Origin of the sequence: Mesosutterella porci (assembly GCF_022134585.1) — a bacterium.
GTDB classification, from domain to species: Bacteria; Pseudomonadota; Gammaproteobacteria; order Burkholderiales; family Burkholderiaceae_F; genus Mesosutterella; species Mesosutterella porci.
In genome coordinates this window covers 231,559-244,772 of the sequence record NZ_JAKNCT010000002.1, presented here as the reverse complement: position 1 = coordinate 244,772, position 13,214 = coordinate 231,559, and the positions used below count along the sequence as shown (strand labels likewise).

13 protein-coding genes, 1 tRNA gene and 1 pseudogene are annotated in these 13,214 nt (G+C 60.4%); 10 read left to right on the top strand and 5 right to left on the bottom strand.

Annotated features, from left to right (window positions below; translation table 11 throughout):
- Both MAF45_RS02775 and MAF45_RS02770 read right to left on the bottom strand, forming a co-directional pair.
- A pseudogene (locus tag MAF45_RS02775) lies at positions 1 to 386 on the bottom strand (hypothetical protein); the annotation flags it as partial.
- 96 nt (positions 387 to 482) lie between these two features.
- Positions 483 to 558, bottom strand: a tRNA-Thr gene (locus MAF45_RS02770).
- A 155-nt stretch (positions 559 to 713) separates the two neighbouring features.
- On the opposite strand from MAF45_RS02770, the gene tsaE reads away from it, so the two are divergent.
- The 9 genes from tsaE to murI all read left to right on the top strand — a co-directional run bounded on the left by tsaE (position 714) and on the right by murI (position 8,679).
- Entirely contained in the window at positions 714 to 1,220 is a 507-nt protein-coding gene (tsaE, locus tag MAF45_RS02765; RefSeq protein WP_237978024.1) for a tRNA (adenosine(37)-N6)-threonylcarbamoyltransferase complex ATPase subunit type 1 TsaE, read from the top strand.
- Positions 1,211 to 2,461 (top strand): N-acetylmuramoyl-L-alanine amidase, encoded by a 1,251-nt coding sequence (locus MAF45_RS02760; RefSeq protein WP_237978023.1) that lies wholly within the window; start codon positions 1,211 to 1,213, stop codon positions 2,459 to 2,461. The genes tsaE and MAF45_RS02760 overlap by 10 nt, the downstream gene beginning before the upstream one ends.
- 86 nt (positions 2,462 to 2,547) lie before the next feature.
- Positions 2,548 to 3,612 (top strand): class II fructose-bisphosphate aldolase, encoded by a 1,065-nt coding sequence (fba, locus tag MAF45_RS02755; RefSeq protein ID WP_237978022.1) that lies wholly within the window; start codon positions 2,548 to 2,550, stop codon positions 3,610 to 3,612.
- A 69-nt stretch (positions 3,613 to 3,681) separates the two neighbouring features.
- Positions 3,682 to 4,068: a diacylglycerol kinase gene (locus tag MAF45_RS02750; RefSeq protein WP_237978021.1), complete on the top strand. Its 387-nt coding sequence runs from the start codon at positions 3,682 to 3,684 to the stop codon at positions 4,066 to 4,068.
- 83 nt (positions 4,069 to 4,151) lie between these two features.
- Complete coding sequence (locus MAF45_RS02745) at positions 4,152 to 5,042, top strand: phosphoribosylaminoimidazolesuccinocarboxamide synthase (protein WP_237978020.1); 891 nt, start codon at positions 4,152 to 4,154, stop codon at positions 5,040 to 5,042.
- Positions 5,043 to 5,120: 78 nt separating this feature from the next.
- A complete protein-coding gene (gene purE / locus MAF45_RS02740; protein WP_370659304.1) occupies positions 5,121 to 5,657 on the top strand; it encodes a 5-(carboxyamino)imidazole ribonucleotide mutase in 537 nt (178 codons plus the stop codon).
- Between the two features lie 3 nt (positions 5,658 to 5,660).
- Entirely contained in the window at positions 5,661 to 6,821 is a 1,161-nt protein-coding gene (locus MAF45_RS02735; protein WP_237978018.1) for a 5-(carboxyamino)imidazole ribonucleotide synthase, read from the top strand.
- A 14-nt stretch (positions 6,822 to 6,835) separates the two neighbouring features.
- Positions 6,836 to 7,843 carry an L-threonylcarbamoyladenylate synthase gene (locus MAF45_RS02730; protein ID WP_237978017.1) on the top strand — a complete coding sequence of 336 codons (1,008 nt, stop codon included), beginning with the start codon at positions 6,836 to 6,838 and terminating at the stop codon, positions 7,841 to 7,843.
- Positions 7,840 to 8,679 carry a glutamate racemase gene (gene murI, locus MAF45_RS02725; protein ID WP_237978016.1) on the top strand — a complete coding sequence of 280 codons (840 nt, stop codon included), beginning with the start codon at positions 7,840 to 7,842 and terminating at the stop codon, positions 8,677 to 8,679. The genes MAF45_RS02730 and murI overlap by 4 nt, the downstream gene beginning before the upstream one ends.
- Here the strand turns inward: murI and MAF45_RS02720 are convergent.
- A complete protein-coding gene (locus MAF45_RS02720) occupies positions 8,676 to 9,740 on the bottom strand; it encodes a DUF72 domain-containing protein (protein WP_237978015.1) in 1,065 nt (354 codons plus the stop codon). The genes murI and MAF45_RS02720 overlap by 4 nt on opposite strands.
- A gap of 221 nt (positions 9,741 to 9,961) precedes the next feature.
- Here MAF45_RS02720 and purB point away from each other — a divergent pair, with 221 nt between their 5' ends.
- Positions 9,962 to 11,329: an adenylosuccinate lyase gene (purB, locus tag MAF45_RS02715; RefSeq protein ID WP_237978014.1), complete on the top strand. Its 1,368-nt coding sequence runs from the start codon at positions 9,962 to 9,964 to the stop codon at positions 11,327 to 11,329.
- 75 nt (positions 11,330 to 11,404) lie between these two features.
- On the opposite strand, the gene modC is transcribed toward purB, so the two are convergent.
- Positions 11,405 to 12,502, bottom strand: a complete 1,098-nt coding sequence (modC, locus tag MAF45_RS02710) for a molybdenum ABC transporter ATP-binding protein (protein WP_237978013.1) — start codon at positions 12,500 to 12,502, stop codon at positions 11,405 to 11,407.
- The gene (modB, locus tag MAF45_RS02705; RefSeq protein WP_237978012.1) at positions 12,499 to 13,197 is read right to left on the bottom strand and encodes a molybdate ABC transporter permease subunit; all 699 of its coding nucleotides are present in this window, start codon (positions 13,195 to 13,197) and stop codon (positions 12,499 to 12,501) included. The genes modC and modB overlap by 4 nt, the downstream gene beginning before the upstream one ends.
- Between the last annotated feature and the right edge of the window lie 17 nt (positions 13,198 to 13,214).

Sequence of the window (13,214 nt, the reverse complement as noted above, 5' to 3'; positions counted from 1 at the left end):
ATGGCCATTTTGAATTTCCCAAGTGAGTCTGCCGGTTTCTCATCCCAGAAACGAATGCGTTTCGGGCGCAACTGCTCAGGAAGTTTAGCAAGAGCTTTCCGTATAGCCGCATAGAGGCCGGCAGGCCGGACGCCGTGGAGTCTGGCCACATCGCTGTAGCCGATCGGATAGTGATTCAGCCAATAACAAACGGCTCGTTGAAGCAGTTCTTTTCGAAAACCTACGTTGGGTCTGCTGACCCAGTCGAAAAATCCATTCTGAATAAAAATGGACCAGTCACGAACGGCTCCTGCTGAAATTCCAAGCTCTCTGGCCAGAGTTTTCTTGGGGCGACCGTGTAAAAGCCCCTCGCAGGCTTGTTCTCTAATGGAGAGCGGGATGGACATGGTTTTGGGCTCCTTTGTGTCCAAAAAACCAATACCACTTCAACGGAGGGAAAAGAAAAATCCCGGATCGCCCATGGGCGATCCGGGATGGAAGCCTGGTGCCGGTGAAGAGAGTCGAACTCCCGACCTTCGCATTACGAATGCGCTGCTCTACCAACTGAGCTACACCGGCCTGCTTTTTCTGCTTGTTTGAGCAGACAGAGATCTGTATTATATTCAACAATAAATAAAATAGCAAGGCATTCCGTCCGTGGGTTTAAATTTAAAATACCCGACGGCTGGATTTTCAGCTTTTTTTATCTTCCCCTTTAAGTTACTCCGTCCGCAATGGCAACCGTCAGTTCCTGTTCGCCCCTTGTTTTGGAGGATGAGTCGGCCACTATCCGGCTGGGCAGCCTGCTTGCAGGCGCATTCTGCGGCCTGAGCCGGAAAATAAACGAGAGCGGCTTCAACCTCAGGTTGGACGGAACTCTGGGCGCGGGCAAGACCACCCTCACCCGGGCCATGCTGCGCGCGCTGGGGATCACCGGCAGAGTCAAAAGTCCGACCTTCACTTTGGTTGAGACCTATGACGCGCCCTTTTTCACGGTGCATCACTTTGACTTCTATCGGTTTGAGTCCCCGGAGGAGTTCGATGACGCAGGCTTCCGCGATCTCTTCGGACCGGGCAAACTCACGGTCTGCGAATGGTCCGAAAAAGCCCTGCCGTTTCTCCCCGCGCCCGACCTGACCATCTCTCTTTCATTGTTTAAAGACGGAAGAAAAGCCCGGCTGGAGCCCTGCGGGAAGGCCGGGGATGCGGCCGCTCGAGAGGTTTGTAGGCAATGGATTTAGTTCGTCGCGATTTTCTCGCCCGCAGCGGCGGGATTCTCCTTTTTTCGCTTCTGCCATGGGACATCGCCTATGGCGCAGACATTCTTGACGTGAGGCTGTGGCCCGCGAGCGAATACACGCGCATCACCATCGAACACAACGGCAACCTCAAGTTCCGCTCATTTGTCGTCCGAGATTCATCCCCCGTCCGGATGGTCGTAGACATCGAAGGGCTCGCGCTTTCCGATAGTCTGAAGAAGAAGATCAGCGAAGTCCGCCCGAGCGGCCCCACCATTTCCGCCATCCGCATCGGCCAGAACAAGGCCAACGTCGTGCGGCTGGTCATCGACGTGAAGGAAGACATCCGCCCTGAGATTTTTGAACTGGCACCGATCGCGAACTACAACCGGCGTCTGGTCATGGATCTTTATCCGAAGTCTCCCCGGCCGGCTGACTCCGCCGAAGCCGAGGACGACCCGATAGCCGCGGCTCTTGGCGGCAGTCGGAAGCCTGCGGCCGAGAGCCCCTCGCGCAGCCCTGCCGGCGCGCCTACCTCCGGCTCCCCGCGGATCACTCTCATGATCGACCCGGGACACGGCGGTGAGGACCCGGGCGCCACGGGCAGTGCGGGAACCCACGAAAAAGACGTCGTTCTCTCCATCGCCCAGAAGCTGGAAAAACTGGTTGCGAAGGAAAATGACATCCAGTGCTTTAAAACCAGAGGCAGCGATTATTTCGTTCCGCTCGGCGAGCGTGTCCGTCTCGCTCAGAAAGCAAAGGCCAACCTCCTGGTGAGCATTCACGCCGATGCCTGGATTTCCCCCAGCGCTAGCGGATCCTCTGTCTTTGCCCTCTCCGAAAGAGGCGCCTCCTCGGCTGCGGCCAAATGGCTCGCCCAGCAGCAAAACGAGGCCGACCTGATAGGCGGCATCAACCTCAGGGGAGTCAACCGCAAAGTCCAGAATGTCATTGTCGACATGTCCAATTCCTGGAAAATCAGCTACAGCCTTGCCCTGGGACAAAGCGTTCTAGGACAGCTCTCGAAGCTCAACAACCTCCACAAGCACAATGTGGAGCAGGCCGGCTTTGCCGTCCTCAAGGGGCAGGGCATCCCTTCCATCCTCGTTGAAACGGCGTTCATCTCCAACCCCTCCGAAGAACAGAGGCTGAGAAACGAGGACTACCAGTGGCAGCTCGCCCAGGGCATCCTGGGAGGCATCAAAAAGCAGATCGGCAGGGACAAGTCCCTCCTGCAGGGTTGACTGCCACCCCCTTCGGCCTTAGGGAAACTGACACAGTGCTTTGATAGAATAAGGGCCACCCTAAGCACCTTTTCGGAGTCTTTTAGATGGCTCTTGTAGCAATGCGTCAGCTGCTTGATCACGCGGCTGAAAACAATTACGGCATCCCCGCATTTAACGTCAACAATCTCGAGCAGGTCCAGGCCATTATGTCCGCGGCCGAAGAAACGGGCGCTCCCGTCATTCTTCAGGCTTCCGCCGGAGCCCGCAGCTATGCAGGCGAGCTGTTTCTCGAGCATCTCATCAAGGCGGCCGTCGAGTCCTACCCGGACATCCCCGTTGCCATGCACCTTGATCATGGCAGGAGTCCGTCGGCCTGCTTCAGCGCCATGCGCTACGGCTTCACGTCCGTGATGATGGACGGGTCGCTCATGCCCGACGGCAAGACCGTGGCGAGCTACGAATACAATGTCAGGACCACGCGCCGCATCGTTGAAACAGCCCACAGCATCGGCGTTTCCGTTGAGGGCGAGCTGGGCTGCATCGGCTCGCTCGAGACGCTGCAAAGCGCCAAGGAAGACGGACAGGGAGCGGAAGGCTCCCTCACGCGCGAGCAGCTCCTCACCGACCCCGAGCAGGCCGCGGACTTCGTCCGTGAAACCCAGCTCGACGCCCTGGCCATCGCGATCGGGACCAGCCACGGGGCCTATAAATTCACCCGTGAGCCTACCGGAGAAATCCTGGCGATTGACCGCGTCAAGGAGATACACGCAAGGCTGCCCAACACCCATCTCGTCATGCATGGCTCGTCTTCCGTCCCGCAGGAGTTCCTAGCCGAAATCCGCCGCTACGGCGGAGTCATGAGGGAAACCTACGGAGTTCCCGTCAAGGAAATCCAGACGGCCATTCAGCACGGCGTGCGCAAGGTGAACGTGGACACCGACATCCGCCTTGCCATGACCGCAGCCGTCCGCCGCTTCCTGGTTGAGCATCCGGGAGACTTCGATCCCAGGAGCTATCTGAAGGCCGCAAGAAAGGCCGAGCAGGAAATGTGCAAATCCCGTTATATCGCCTTCGGCTGCGAGGGACAGGGAGCGAAGATTCATCCGGTTCCCCTGTCCAAGTTCGCAAAAGGCTATGAGGACGGCTCCATTTCCCAGAAGGTCATCTAAACCCAGGAAATCCCCAGCCCCCGAGGCGGATCCTTCACGCTGATCCGCCTCTCTTTTTTGGAATTTGACATGACAGGTGACGCTCGCGAACTCAAAGGCAGGACAGGGCTGCGCAGGCTGGTCAACGCCTTCGGCTACTCCATTGACGGTTTCCGGGCCATCTGGTCCTCCGAACAGGCATTCAGGCAGGAATTCTGGCTCAGCGTCGTGCTGATTCCCGTAGCGCTTCTGCTGCCGGTCAGCAGGACGCAGAGCGCCCTGCTCGCCTTCTCGCTTTTTTTCCTCCTGATCGTCGAAACCCTGAATTCAGCCATTGAGGCTGCCATTGACCGGATCGGGCCGGAAATTCATCCTCTTTCCAAAAAGGCTAAGGATCTCGGCAGCCTGGCTGTGCTTATCACCTTGGCAGCGGACGCTCTGATCTGGGTGCTGGTTCTGCTCGACGCCTTTTGGTGAACCCCGGCGTTTTCCCCGCTTCAGCAGGGTTAAAATGATTTTGCTTCCGTGTCCTTGCAAATCTCTTTTATGGAGAACCATCCATGACAGGCCTTTTGAAAACCAGCCTGAAGTCGCTTCCGCTCGTTTACAGCGGAAAAGTGAGGGACAGCTACGCCGTCGGCGATGACAAGCTGTTGCTTGTGGCCACCGACCGCATTTCCGCCTTCGACTTCATCCTTGGGGCCCCCATCCCCTACAAGGGGCAGGTTCTGACAGCGCTCACCAACTTCTGGTTTGAGAAATTAAAAGGCGTTCTGCCGAACCATCTGACCGGCATTGCGCCTGAGTCTGTTGTTGCTCCCGACGAAGTGGAGCAGATCAAAGGCAGATCCGTGGTCGCCATGAAGCTCAAGCCCATTTTGATCGAATGCGTGGCCCGCGGCTACCTGACCGGTGGCGGCTGGAAGGAATATGTCGCCAGCGGCTCCGTCTCCGGCGTGAAGCTGCCGAAGGGCCTGCAGATGTCTCAGAAGCTCGACGAGCCGATTTTCACGCCGTCGGCCAAAGCGCCGGTCGGCACGCACGACGAGCCGATCAGCTACGAAGAGTGCGTGAAGCGCTACGGCGGAGACATTGCAAAGACCATTCGCGATGCGACTCTGGAGCTTTACCGCCGCGCCGCTGAATATGCCGCAACCAAGGGCATCATCATCTCCGATACGAAGTTCGAGTTTGGCATTGACAACGAAGGCCGGGTCCGCCTGATGGACGAAGTCCTTACTCCGGACTCCTCCCGCTTCTGGCCCGCCGACCAGTACAACGTCGGCATTTCTCCGCCTTCCTTCGACAAGCAGTACATCCGCGACTGGCTTGAGTCGACCGGCTGGGACAAAAAGGCCCCCGCTCCGGTTCCGCCCGAGGACGTCATCAACCGCACGAGCGAAAAATACCGCGAGGCCCTCTTCCGCCTCACCGGCATCAGGCTCGGCTGATGGGATCTGAACCGCAGCGGTTTGAACGGAGGCTGAGGGATGCGAATCCCGCTCCTCCGTTTTTTAATCCCTCTCTCTATTTGCAGGATTGAAGAAATGGACAACAGCAAACAACCAGTGGTTGGTGTTCTGATGGGATCGGCCTCCGACTGGGAGGTCATGAGCGGCGCCTGTCGGATCCTGGAGCAGTTCGGCGTTCCCTTTGAGGCGCGCGTCGTCTCCGCGCACCGCATGCCCGACGAAATGTTCGCCTATGCGGAGTCCGCGCGCGGCCGCGGAATCAAATGCATCATTGCCGGCGCCGGCGGAGCTGCGCACCTGCCCGGAATGCTGGCGGCCAAAACCACGCTGCCGGTTCTGGGCGTTCCCTGCGTCTCCAAGTATCTCAGAGGCCAGGATTCGCTCTACTCCATTGTCCAGATGCCGAAAGGCGTGCCTGTGGCCACCTTTGCCATCGGCGAGGCAGGGGCTGCCAACGCGGCGATCTTTGCGGTCCGGATGCTCGCGGCGAGCGATCCCGTGCTGGCCCGGAAAATGACGGAATTCATGGCCTCCCAGAACCAGGCTGCCCGGAACATGGCCCTTCCTACGAGCGACTTCAAGGAGGCATGCTGAAAAATGACTGACTCACACGTCCTGCTGCCCGGCAGCTGGCTTGGAATGATGGGAGGCGGGCAGCTCGGGCGCATGTTCAGCGTGGAAGCCAGCCGCCTCGGCTACCACGTCGCAGTCCTCGATCCCGGCGAGGTCAGCCCGGCCGGTGAAGTTTCCGCGCTTCGGATTAAAAAAAGCTACAAGGACCGCGAAGCGCTGGATCAGATGGCCTCGCTGTGTCCCGCAGTCAGCACGGAGTTTGAAAACGTCCCGGCCGCCTCGCTCGCCTATCTGGCTGAAAAAGGCTGCCGCACCGCGCCTCTTGCCGAGGCTGTCTCCATTTCTCAGGATCGGAACAAGGAAAAGGCCTTCATAGCAGCCGCCGGAGTTCCGGTCGCCCCCCACGCTCCCATCCTGTCTGAATCTGACTGCCAGGAGGCGCCGGCGGAGCTCTTTCCTGGCATTCTGAAGACGGCCAGGCTCGGCTATGACGGAAAGGGGCAGGTCGTCGTCGACAAAAAGGAACAGCTTCTGCGGGCGTACCTGTCGCTCGGGAAAGTGGAGTGCATCCTCGAGAAAAAGCTCGCGCTGAAGACAGAGTGCTCCGTCATTGTCTGCCGAGGGCTTGACGGAGAGACGGCCACTTTCCCTGTTTTTGAAAACCACCATCTGCACGGGATTCTTGCCGAAACGGTTCTCCCCGCGAGAATTCCCGATGAAACCGAAGCCCTCGCAAGAGCGGACGCCATCCGGATTGCCAACGCGATGAAGTACGTCGGCGTTCTCTGCATCGAGTTCTTCGTGCTCGAGGACGGCTCCGTCATCGCCAATGAAACGGCGCCGAGGCCTCACAACTCAGGGCACATCACCATTGAAGCGTGCATGACGAGCCAGTTCGAGCAGCAGGTGAGAACCATGGCGGGGCTGCCCCTCGGCAGCACTTCGCTTAAAACGCCCGGCATCATGCTCAACATTTTGGGCGACGCCTGGGAAAAAGCGGACGGCGAGCCCGACTGGGCACGCGTCCTCGCCATCCCGGGCGTGAAGCTGCATCTCTACGGCAAGGCAGAGCCCCGGCATGGCCGGAAAATGGGTCACGCCACCTGCCTGGGCAGAACGCTTGACGAGGCGCTTGAGCGGGCAAAAAAGGTGGCCCGCATCCTGCAGCTGCCAGAACCGTTCTGAGGACGACGCACGCCATGACTCTGAGCTCAGAACAGGAAAAAGCCGTGGAGACGGCCTGCGAGGTGCTTGAACGCGGAGGACTTGTCGCCTTCCCGACGGAAACTGTCTACGGACTGGGTGCGGACGCTGACAATGAACGCGCCGTGGGCCGTGTGTTCGAAGCGAAGAAACGGCCGACCTGGCATCCCCTGATTGTTCACCTGCCCGATGCCGACAGCCTCTCCTGGTGGGCCTCGTCCGTGCCGAAGGAGGCCGTTGTTCTCGCGGAAAAATTTTGGCCGGGCCCTCTCACGATGGTCCTGCCCAGGGCCCGCAGGTGCGGCCCCTGGGTGACAGGAGGACAGTCAAGCGTAGGACTCCGGTGCCCGTCGCACCCGCTCGGACACGCGCTCTTCAAGGCTTTTTCAGGCCCCGCGCACCGGGGGGTCGTGGGTCCCTCGGCCAACAGCTTCGGGAGGATTTCTCCGACCACGCCGCAGCATGTCCTTGACGATCTGGGCCTCAGGCCATCGGGCAAGGTCGACTACATCCTGGACGGAGGCCCGTGCACCGTTGGCGTCGAGTCCACCATCATCAACCTCTCGGGCAGCGAGCCCGAGCTGTTGCGCTACGGCGCGATCACGAGAGAAATGCTTCAGGAAGCGCTCGGCCGCCCGGTGGTCAACCCCAGGGCCGGCTCTCCCAGAGTCTCCGGCCAGCTCAAGAGCCACTATGCGCCCCGCACCCCCCTCACGCTGGTAGAGGCCGAGAAGCTACCCGAAGCCGCGGCCGCACTCAGTCCGCAGTCCTGCGCTGTCATGGCGCCGAGGCAGATCCTGGATCAGTGCCCCGGCAATGTCGTTTTCAGGATGGAGGCGCCCGAGGACGAGCCCGCATACGCGGCCCGGCTCTACAGCAGCCTGCACCTGCTTGACGCAGCCGGCGCGACGCATATCCTTGTGGCCAGGCCGCCCAGGGGCTCGATCTGGGCTGCGGTCAACGACAGGCTGGCGCGTGCTGGGGCGCCTCGGGAGCAGAAATGAAGCTTGACTACGACTGGAAAAACGCTGATCTGCCCATCGGAGCTCTGGATTCCGGCCTGGGCGGACTTTCCGTCCTGCGGGAGATGCGCAGGCTGCTGCCGCACGAGAACCTCATTTTCGCCGGCGACTGCGGAAAGGCCCCGTGGGGAGACCGTACGGACGCCTGGATCACCGCGCGCACTGAAAAAATCGTGCGCTTTCTCGCCTCAAGGAAGATCAAGGCCCTGGTCGTCGCCTGCAACACCGCGACAGCGGCTGCAGTCGACACGCTCAGACAGGAGCTGCCCTTCCCGATCATAGGGATTGAGCCCGCGGTCAAGCCGGCCGTCGCGCTCTCCCGCGACGGCATAGTCGGCGTCCTTGCCACTACGAGAACCATTCACTCGCCGCGCCTGCAAAGCCTCATCAGGCGCTTTGCGGGAAATGACAGAGTCATTCTGATGGCCTGCCCCGGGTTGATGGACAGGGTGGAGGCGGGGGATTTCCACTCGGAAGAAACCCGTCGGCTCATCGAGAGCTATGTCGGCCCCCTGCTCGAGCAGGGCATCGACACGCTAGTTCTCGGATGCACGCACTACCCGTTCCTGGCCGACGAGATTCGGCGCGCAGCGGGAGAAGGCATCGCCATCATCGATCCCAGTCCCGCGGTGGCGCGGTTTCTGAAGAAAAGGCTCGAGGAAAATTCTCTTCTGTCTGACCGCTCAGACGAAGGCCGAGTTGAATTCTGGTGCACCGGACGCGCAGATGTCCACACCCGCGTCCTTCGCAGGCTCTGGCCCGGGGAGGTCGCCATGAAGCCGCTCGACCAGGCCTGGCCGGAGCTGCTGCGGGACTAGCCTGCAGCACCGCCTTGCCGGTCGCGCTCTTCTGAGATTCTCTCGGCCAGCCTTTCGGCCAGCGAAAACATGGAAAGCGGGGCGCATCCCTCGGCCTTGTTGTTCGCGACAACAAAAGAGCTCTGCCTGCCTCGGAGGGCCGACAATATCAGACTCACGATGCCCTCTCGGGTGACCGGATCGGGCCTTTGGATGCTGGAAAAAGGCTCAAAACGCTGCCTCGCGTCGTCAAAGCGGTCCCCCAAGGCGAGAGACCAGCGCACCACCAGCGGCCCCTTGAGCCCCGCCGGGGTCCCGGACTCACCGACGCGGTCCAGGGCGAAGAGCGCGTTGGTCTGGCGTGCGATGTCGGGCATGCTCGGGTGCAGGCCGATGACAAGCCGCGCCCCGGACTCCCTCAGGACGTTTAAGAACCGAGGCGTATAAATAGCGGGCGTCCTGATCTCGACGGCGTAGAAGGCATCGGGCGAGCGCTCGGAAATCGGCGGCAGCCTGGAGAGAAACTCTCCCAGGCGCTCGATCTGACGGACCCGGTCCTGCGGATCCCTGAGCCACCCGCGGGGCAAGGCAGAAAACTCAAAAACAAGCGGGCCCGCCTTGCCGCCCAGCCCTTCGAGAACCGGCAGCACAAACTCTTCGGCGGCCTTCCTGTCATTCAGGTAAAACGGATTTTCTCCCAGAGGCCTGCCGCCCGCGCCGCGCTTCATGCAGTCGGTCACGGCAGCCGGCGCCTTCACCAGAAATCTGAAATTATCCGGGACCTGCCCGGCAAAGCGGGCGTACTGAAGCATGGGCAGCGGCCTGTAGTAGGCCCGGTCGACGCCAGCCGTGGTCAAAATGGGGTTGGCGCTGTAGGCCCTCAGCCCTTCCTGAGCCAGATTCCGGGTGCTGCTGAAGCGGCTCCAGACAATGCCTTTCCAGCCGGGGAAGGCCCAGGAGGATGATCCCAGATGCACTGAACGGGGAATAATCCTCGCCGCGCGCCTCATAGACTCGGAGGGCGGCTCAGGCGCAATGGGAACTGCGTCCTGCTCCTCCTCGAACAGATCAAAACCCGCCATTTCTCACCCCGCAGAATATAAGGAAAACGGCCCGGGTGTCCACCGCCCCGCCAGCCCGCGTCTGTTATAAACATAGCAGACATCCCGAAGCCTGGCCGCGAGGGCTTCCCGCGGCGCCCCGGTTCTGCCTGCGGACGGCCTCCGGAACGGTTGAGCTAAAATTTAATGGTTCTGCTCATGGAGCGGAAACCTTATTCTCTTAACCTTCCTGGATCTCGAAAATGGAACTTTCTGCTCTGACCGCCCTGAGCCCTCTCGACGGCCGTTACGCCAGTCAGACCGACGTCCTCCGGAACATTTTTTCCGAATACGCCTTCATGCGCGCGCGCGTCCGCGTCGAAACCGAGTGGCTGATCGCCCTGTCCGAATTCGGCCTGCCCGAACTCAAAAACATCTCCGACCACGGCAAAGCCTTCCTGCGCGGCCTCGCGGTCAATTTCTCGCTCGAGGACTGCCAGGCAGTCAAAGACATCGAAAAAACCACCAACCACGATGTGAAGGCCGTCGAATACTGGATTAAGCGGCAGGTGGCTCACGACGAAGAGCTCGCCCGTGCCTCCGAATTCGTGCACTTCGCCTGCACTTCGGAGGACATCAACAACACCAGCCATGCGATCATGCTCAAGGAAGGCCGCGCCGAGCTGGTGAGCTTCCTCAAGAAGATCCATGCAACGCTGGCGGACTTCGCCCATCAGTGGGCCGACGTCCCCATGCTGGCCCGCACCCACGGGCAGCACGCCTCGCCCACAACCGTCGGCAAGGAATTCTCCGTATTCGCCGTCCGGCTGCAGCGCATCATCGAAGCCATTGAAACCGTCAAGATTCTGGCCAAGATGAACGGAGCGGTAGGCAACTTCAACGCGCACCTGATCGCCTACCCGGAATACGACTGGGAGGGCTTCGCCAAAAAAGTGGTTGAAACCCGCCTAGGGCTGCACTTTGACACGCACACGACCCAGATTCAGCCGCACGACTACATGGCCGAGCTGTTTCAGGAAATCTCCCGCGCGAACACCCTCTTCATCGATCTGGACCGCGATGTCTGGGGCTACATTTCCCTCGGCTACTTCCACCAGAAGCTCAAGGCGGGCGAAGTCGGCTCTTCGACCATGCCGCACAAGGTGAACCCCATCGACTTCGAGAATTCCGAGGGCAATCTCGGCATGGCCAACGCCTTTTTGAACCATCTGGCCGGCAAGCTGCCTATTTCGCGCTGGCAGCGCGATCTCACCGACTCCACCGTTCTGCGCAACATGGGCGTGGCCTTCGGGTACTGCTTCGTCGGCTACAACGCCCTCACCAGGGGGCTTGGAAAACTCGAGATCAATCTGCCGGGCATCGCCTCGGATCTTGACGGCGCCTGGGAAGTCCTCGCGGAGGCCATTCAGACAGTTATGCGCCGCTACGGCATTCCGAAGCCCTATGAACAGCTCAAGGCTCTCACGCGGGGCAAGGAAGGCATCACAGAGCAGGTTCTGGCCGACTTCATCCAAACGCTGGCCATCCCGGACGAAGCCAAGGACAGGCTGCTGAAGCTGCGCCCGTCAACCTATATTGGGAAAGCCGCGGAACTCGCCCGCAGGGCGTAACCTCCAGGGGGCTCGCCGCCACCTTCCGGGGGGCCAGTCCCTTCCGGGGGGCCGGTGCGCCCGAAGGAACGGCCCTCAGACGCTGAGGGCCGCCGTTTTAACCAGCGCCCAAACCTTCTGCCCCTTCTCTAGTCCCAGATTTTCCGCGGCGCGCCTGGTGATTCTGGCCATCAGACGATTCGAGCCGCAGGAGAGATCCACCAGGCTCTGCGCCGGGTTTTCGTCCGGCTCGATTCCCCTGACCGTGCATTCCAGCGAATTCTGGATGCTGCTGGCCGCCTCCGCAGTCCGCGACAGCGCCACATCGCGGGCAAAGATTTTCACGCGAACCTCTTCGCCCGATTCGGTGCGGGCCGATGGGATCCAGAGCGTTCCGCCGGAATCAAGCTGTACGCAGGCGAGGGCGTACTTCTCGTCGGAGCCGGCAATCCGTCCGTGCAGGAAGCTCACGCGGTCTGTCTCGATTTCCACTGGGGCCGAGATTTCGCAAATCAGACGGGAAGCAGGCCCGCGCTTTGTGATGGAGCCGTTTTCAATCAGCAGGATGAAGTCCGCGAGCCTTGCCACTTCCTCGGCAGAATGCGTCACATAAAGAACCGGAATCTGGAGCTCGTCGCGAATTTTCTCTATCCAGGGCATGATCTCCTGGCGCCTGGACCAGTCAAGGGCCGACAGAGGCTCATCCATCAGCAGAATTTTCGGGTTAAGGACCAGAGCCCGCGCAATGGAAACGCGCTGCTGCTCGCCGCCGGACAATTCGTAGGGTCGGTGGTTCAGCAGCCTCGACAGCCCGAGCAGCTCCACGGCCTCGTCAATCCGGTTCCTGCTGCTTCCCCCGCGACCGTACTTCAGCCCGAAGCTGATGTTCTCCCTCGCCGTCATATGCGGAAAAAGGCTCGCCTCCTGAAAGACATAGCCGAGCGAGCGCTGCCAGGTCGGAACGAAGACGCCTTTGTCGGAATCCTGCCAGAGCGCATCGCCTATTCTCACTATTCCACGGGCCCGCTCCAGCCCGGCCACTGACCTGAGAATGGTCGTTTTGCCGCAACCCGACGGGCCGAACAGAACCGTAATGCCCGTGCTCAGAAGCTCAAAATCAACATCCAGCGAGAAATCCTTCCCGCGGGAAAGCTTGAGGGCCACCCGGCCCCCCATTTCGTTCTGAGCACTCATTTAAAGATCCTTCCCGCCTGCCTGTTGAGCAGCGCCAGAGCCAGCAGCACGATAAAGGAGAACACCAGCATTCCTCCGGCAAGAACATGGGCCTTGCTGTATTCCATCGCCTCGACCAGGGAATAAATCTCGGTGGAGACGACCTGCGTCTTTCCTGGCACGTTGCCGCCGATCAAAAGTACCACGCCGAACTCCCCGATCGTGTGCGCAAAGGTAAGAACTATCCCGGTCAGGAACCCCGGGCGGCAAAGGGGCAGCACCACTTTCACAAAAGCCGTGAAGGGCCGGACCCCCAGAGTGGAAGCCACCTCGGAGGGCCGCGGCCCGAGGGACTCGAAGGACGTCTGCAGGGGCTGGATCATGAAGGGCAGAGAGTAGACCATCGAACCGATCAGCAGTCCCGGAAAAGTGAATGTGAGCAGTCCGATCCCCAGCGACTCCGTGAGCTTTCCCAGCGGTCCGTTCGGCCCCATGAAGATGAGCATGTAAAAGCCGAGCACAGACGGAGGGAGCACCAGAGGCAGCGTGAGCACCGAGCTGAGAGTCGAGCGCAGAGCGCTCTGGCCGCGGGAAAGCCACCAAGCCACCGGTGTGGCGAAGATCAGGAGCAAGATCGTCGTCATCAGGGCGAGCTTGATGCTGACGACTATCGGATAGAGCTCCTCAACGGTAAATGACGAAAGAACTTCCTCCATGCCCTTCCCTTAAGCAA

What these genes read in the sequence shown, in the direction of transcription:
- MAF45_RS02750 (WP_237978021.1), top strand. Translation starts at nt 3,682, where the DNA reads ATGACAGGTGACGCTCGCGAACTCAAAGGCAGGACAGGGCTGCGCAGG.
- MAF45_RS02760 (WP_237978023.1), top strand. Translation starts at nt 1,211, where the DNA reads ATGGATTTAGTTCGTCGCGATTTTCTCGCCCGCAGCGGCGGGATTCTC.
- tsaE (WP_237978024.1), top strand. Translation starts at nt 714, where the DNA reads ATGGCAACCGTCAGTTCCTGTTCGCCCCTTGTTTTGGAGGATGAGTCG.
- fba (WP_237978022.1), top strand. Translation starts at nt 2,548, where the DNA reads ATGGCTCTTGTAGCAATGCGTCAGCTGCTTGATCACGCGGCTGAAAAC.
- MAF45_RS02735 (WP_237978018.1), top strand. Translation starts at nt 5,661, where the DNA reads ATGACTGACTCACACGTCCTGCTGCCCGGCAGCTGGCTTGGAATGATG.
- MAF45_RS02720 (WP_237978015.1), bottom strand. Translation starts at nt 9,740, where the DNA reads ATGGCGGGTTTTGATCTGTTCGAGGAGGAGCAGGACGCAGTTCCCATT.
- MAF45_RS02730 (WP_237978017.1), top strand. Translation starts at nt 6,836, where the DNA reads ATGACTCTGAGCTCAGAACAGGAAAAAGCCGTGGAGACGGCCTGCGAG.
- murI (WP_237978016.1), top strand. Translation starts at nt 7,840, where the DNA reads ATGAAGCTTGACTACGACTGGAAAAACGCTGATCTGCCCATCGGAGCT.
- MAF45_RS02745 (WP_237978020.1), top strand. Translation starts at nt 4,152, where the DNA reads ATGACAGGCCTTTTGAAAACCAGCCTGAAGTCGCTTCCGCTCGTTTAC.
- modB (WP_237978012.1), bottom strand. Translation starts at nt 13,197, where the DNA reads ATGGAGGAAGTTCTTTCGTCATTTACCGTTGAGGAGCTCTATCCGATA.
- purB (WP_237978014.1), top strand. Translation starts at nt 9,962, where the DNA reads ATGGAACTTTCTGCTCTGACCGCCCTGAGCCCTCTCGACGGCCGTTAC.
- modC (WP_237978013.1), bottom strand. Translation starts at nt 12,502, where the DNA reads ATGAGTGCTCAGAACGAAATGGGGGGCCGGGTGGCCCTCAAGCTTTCC.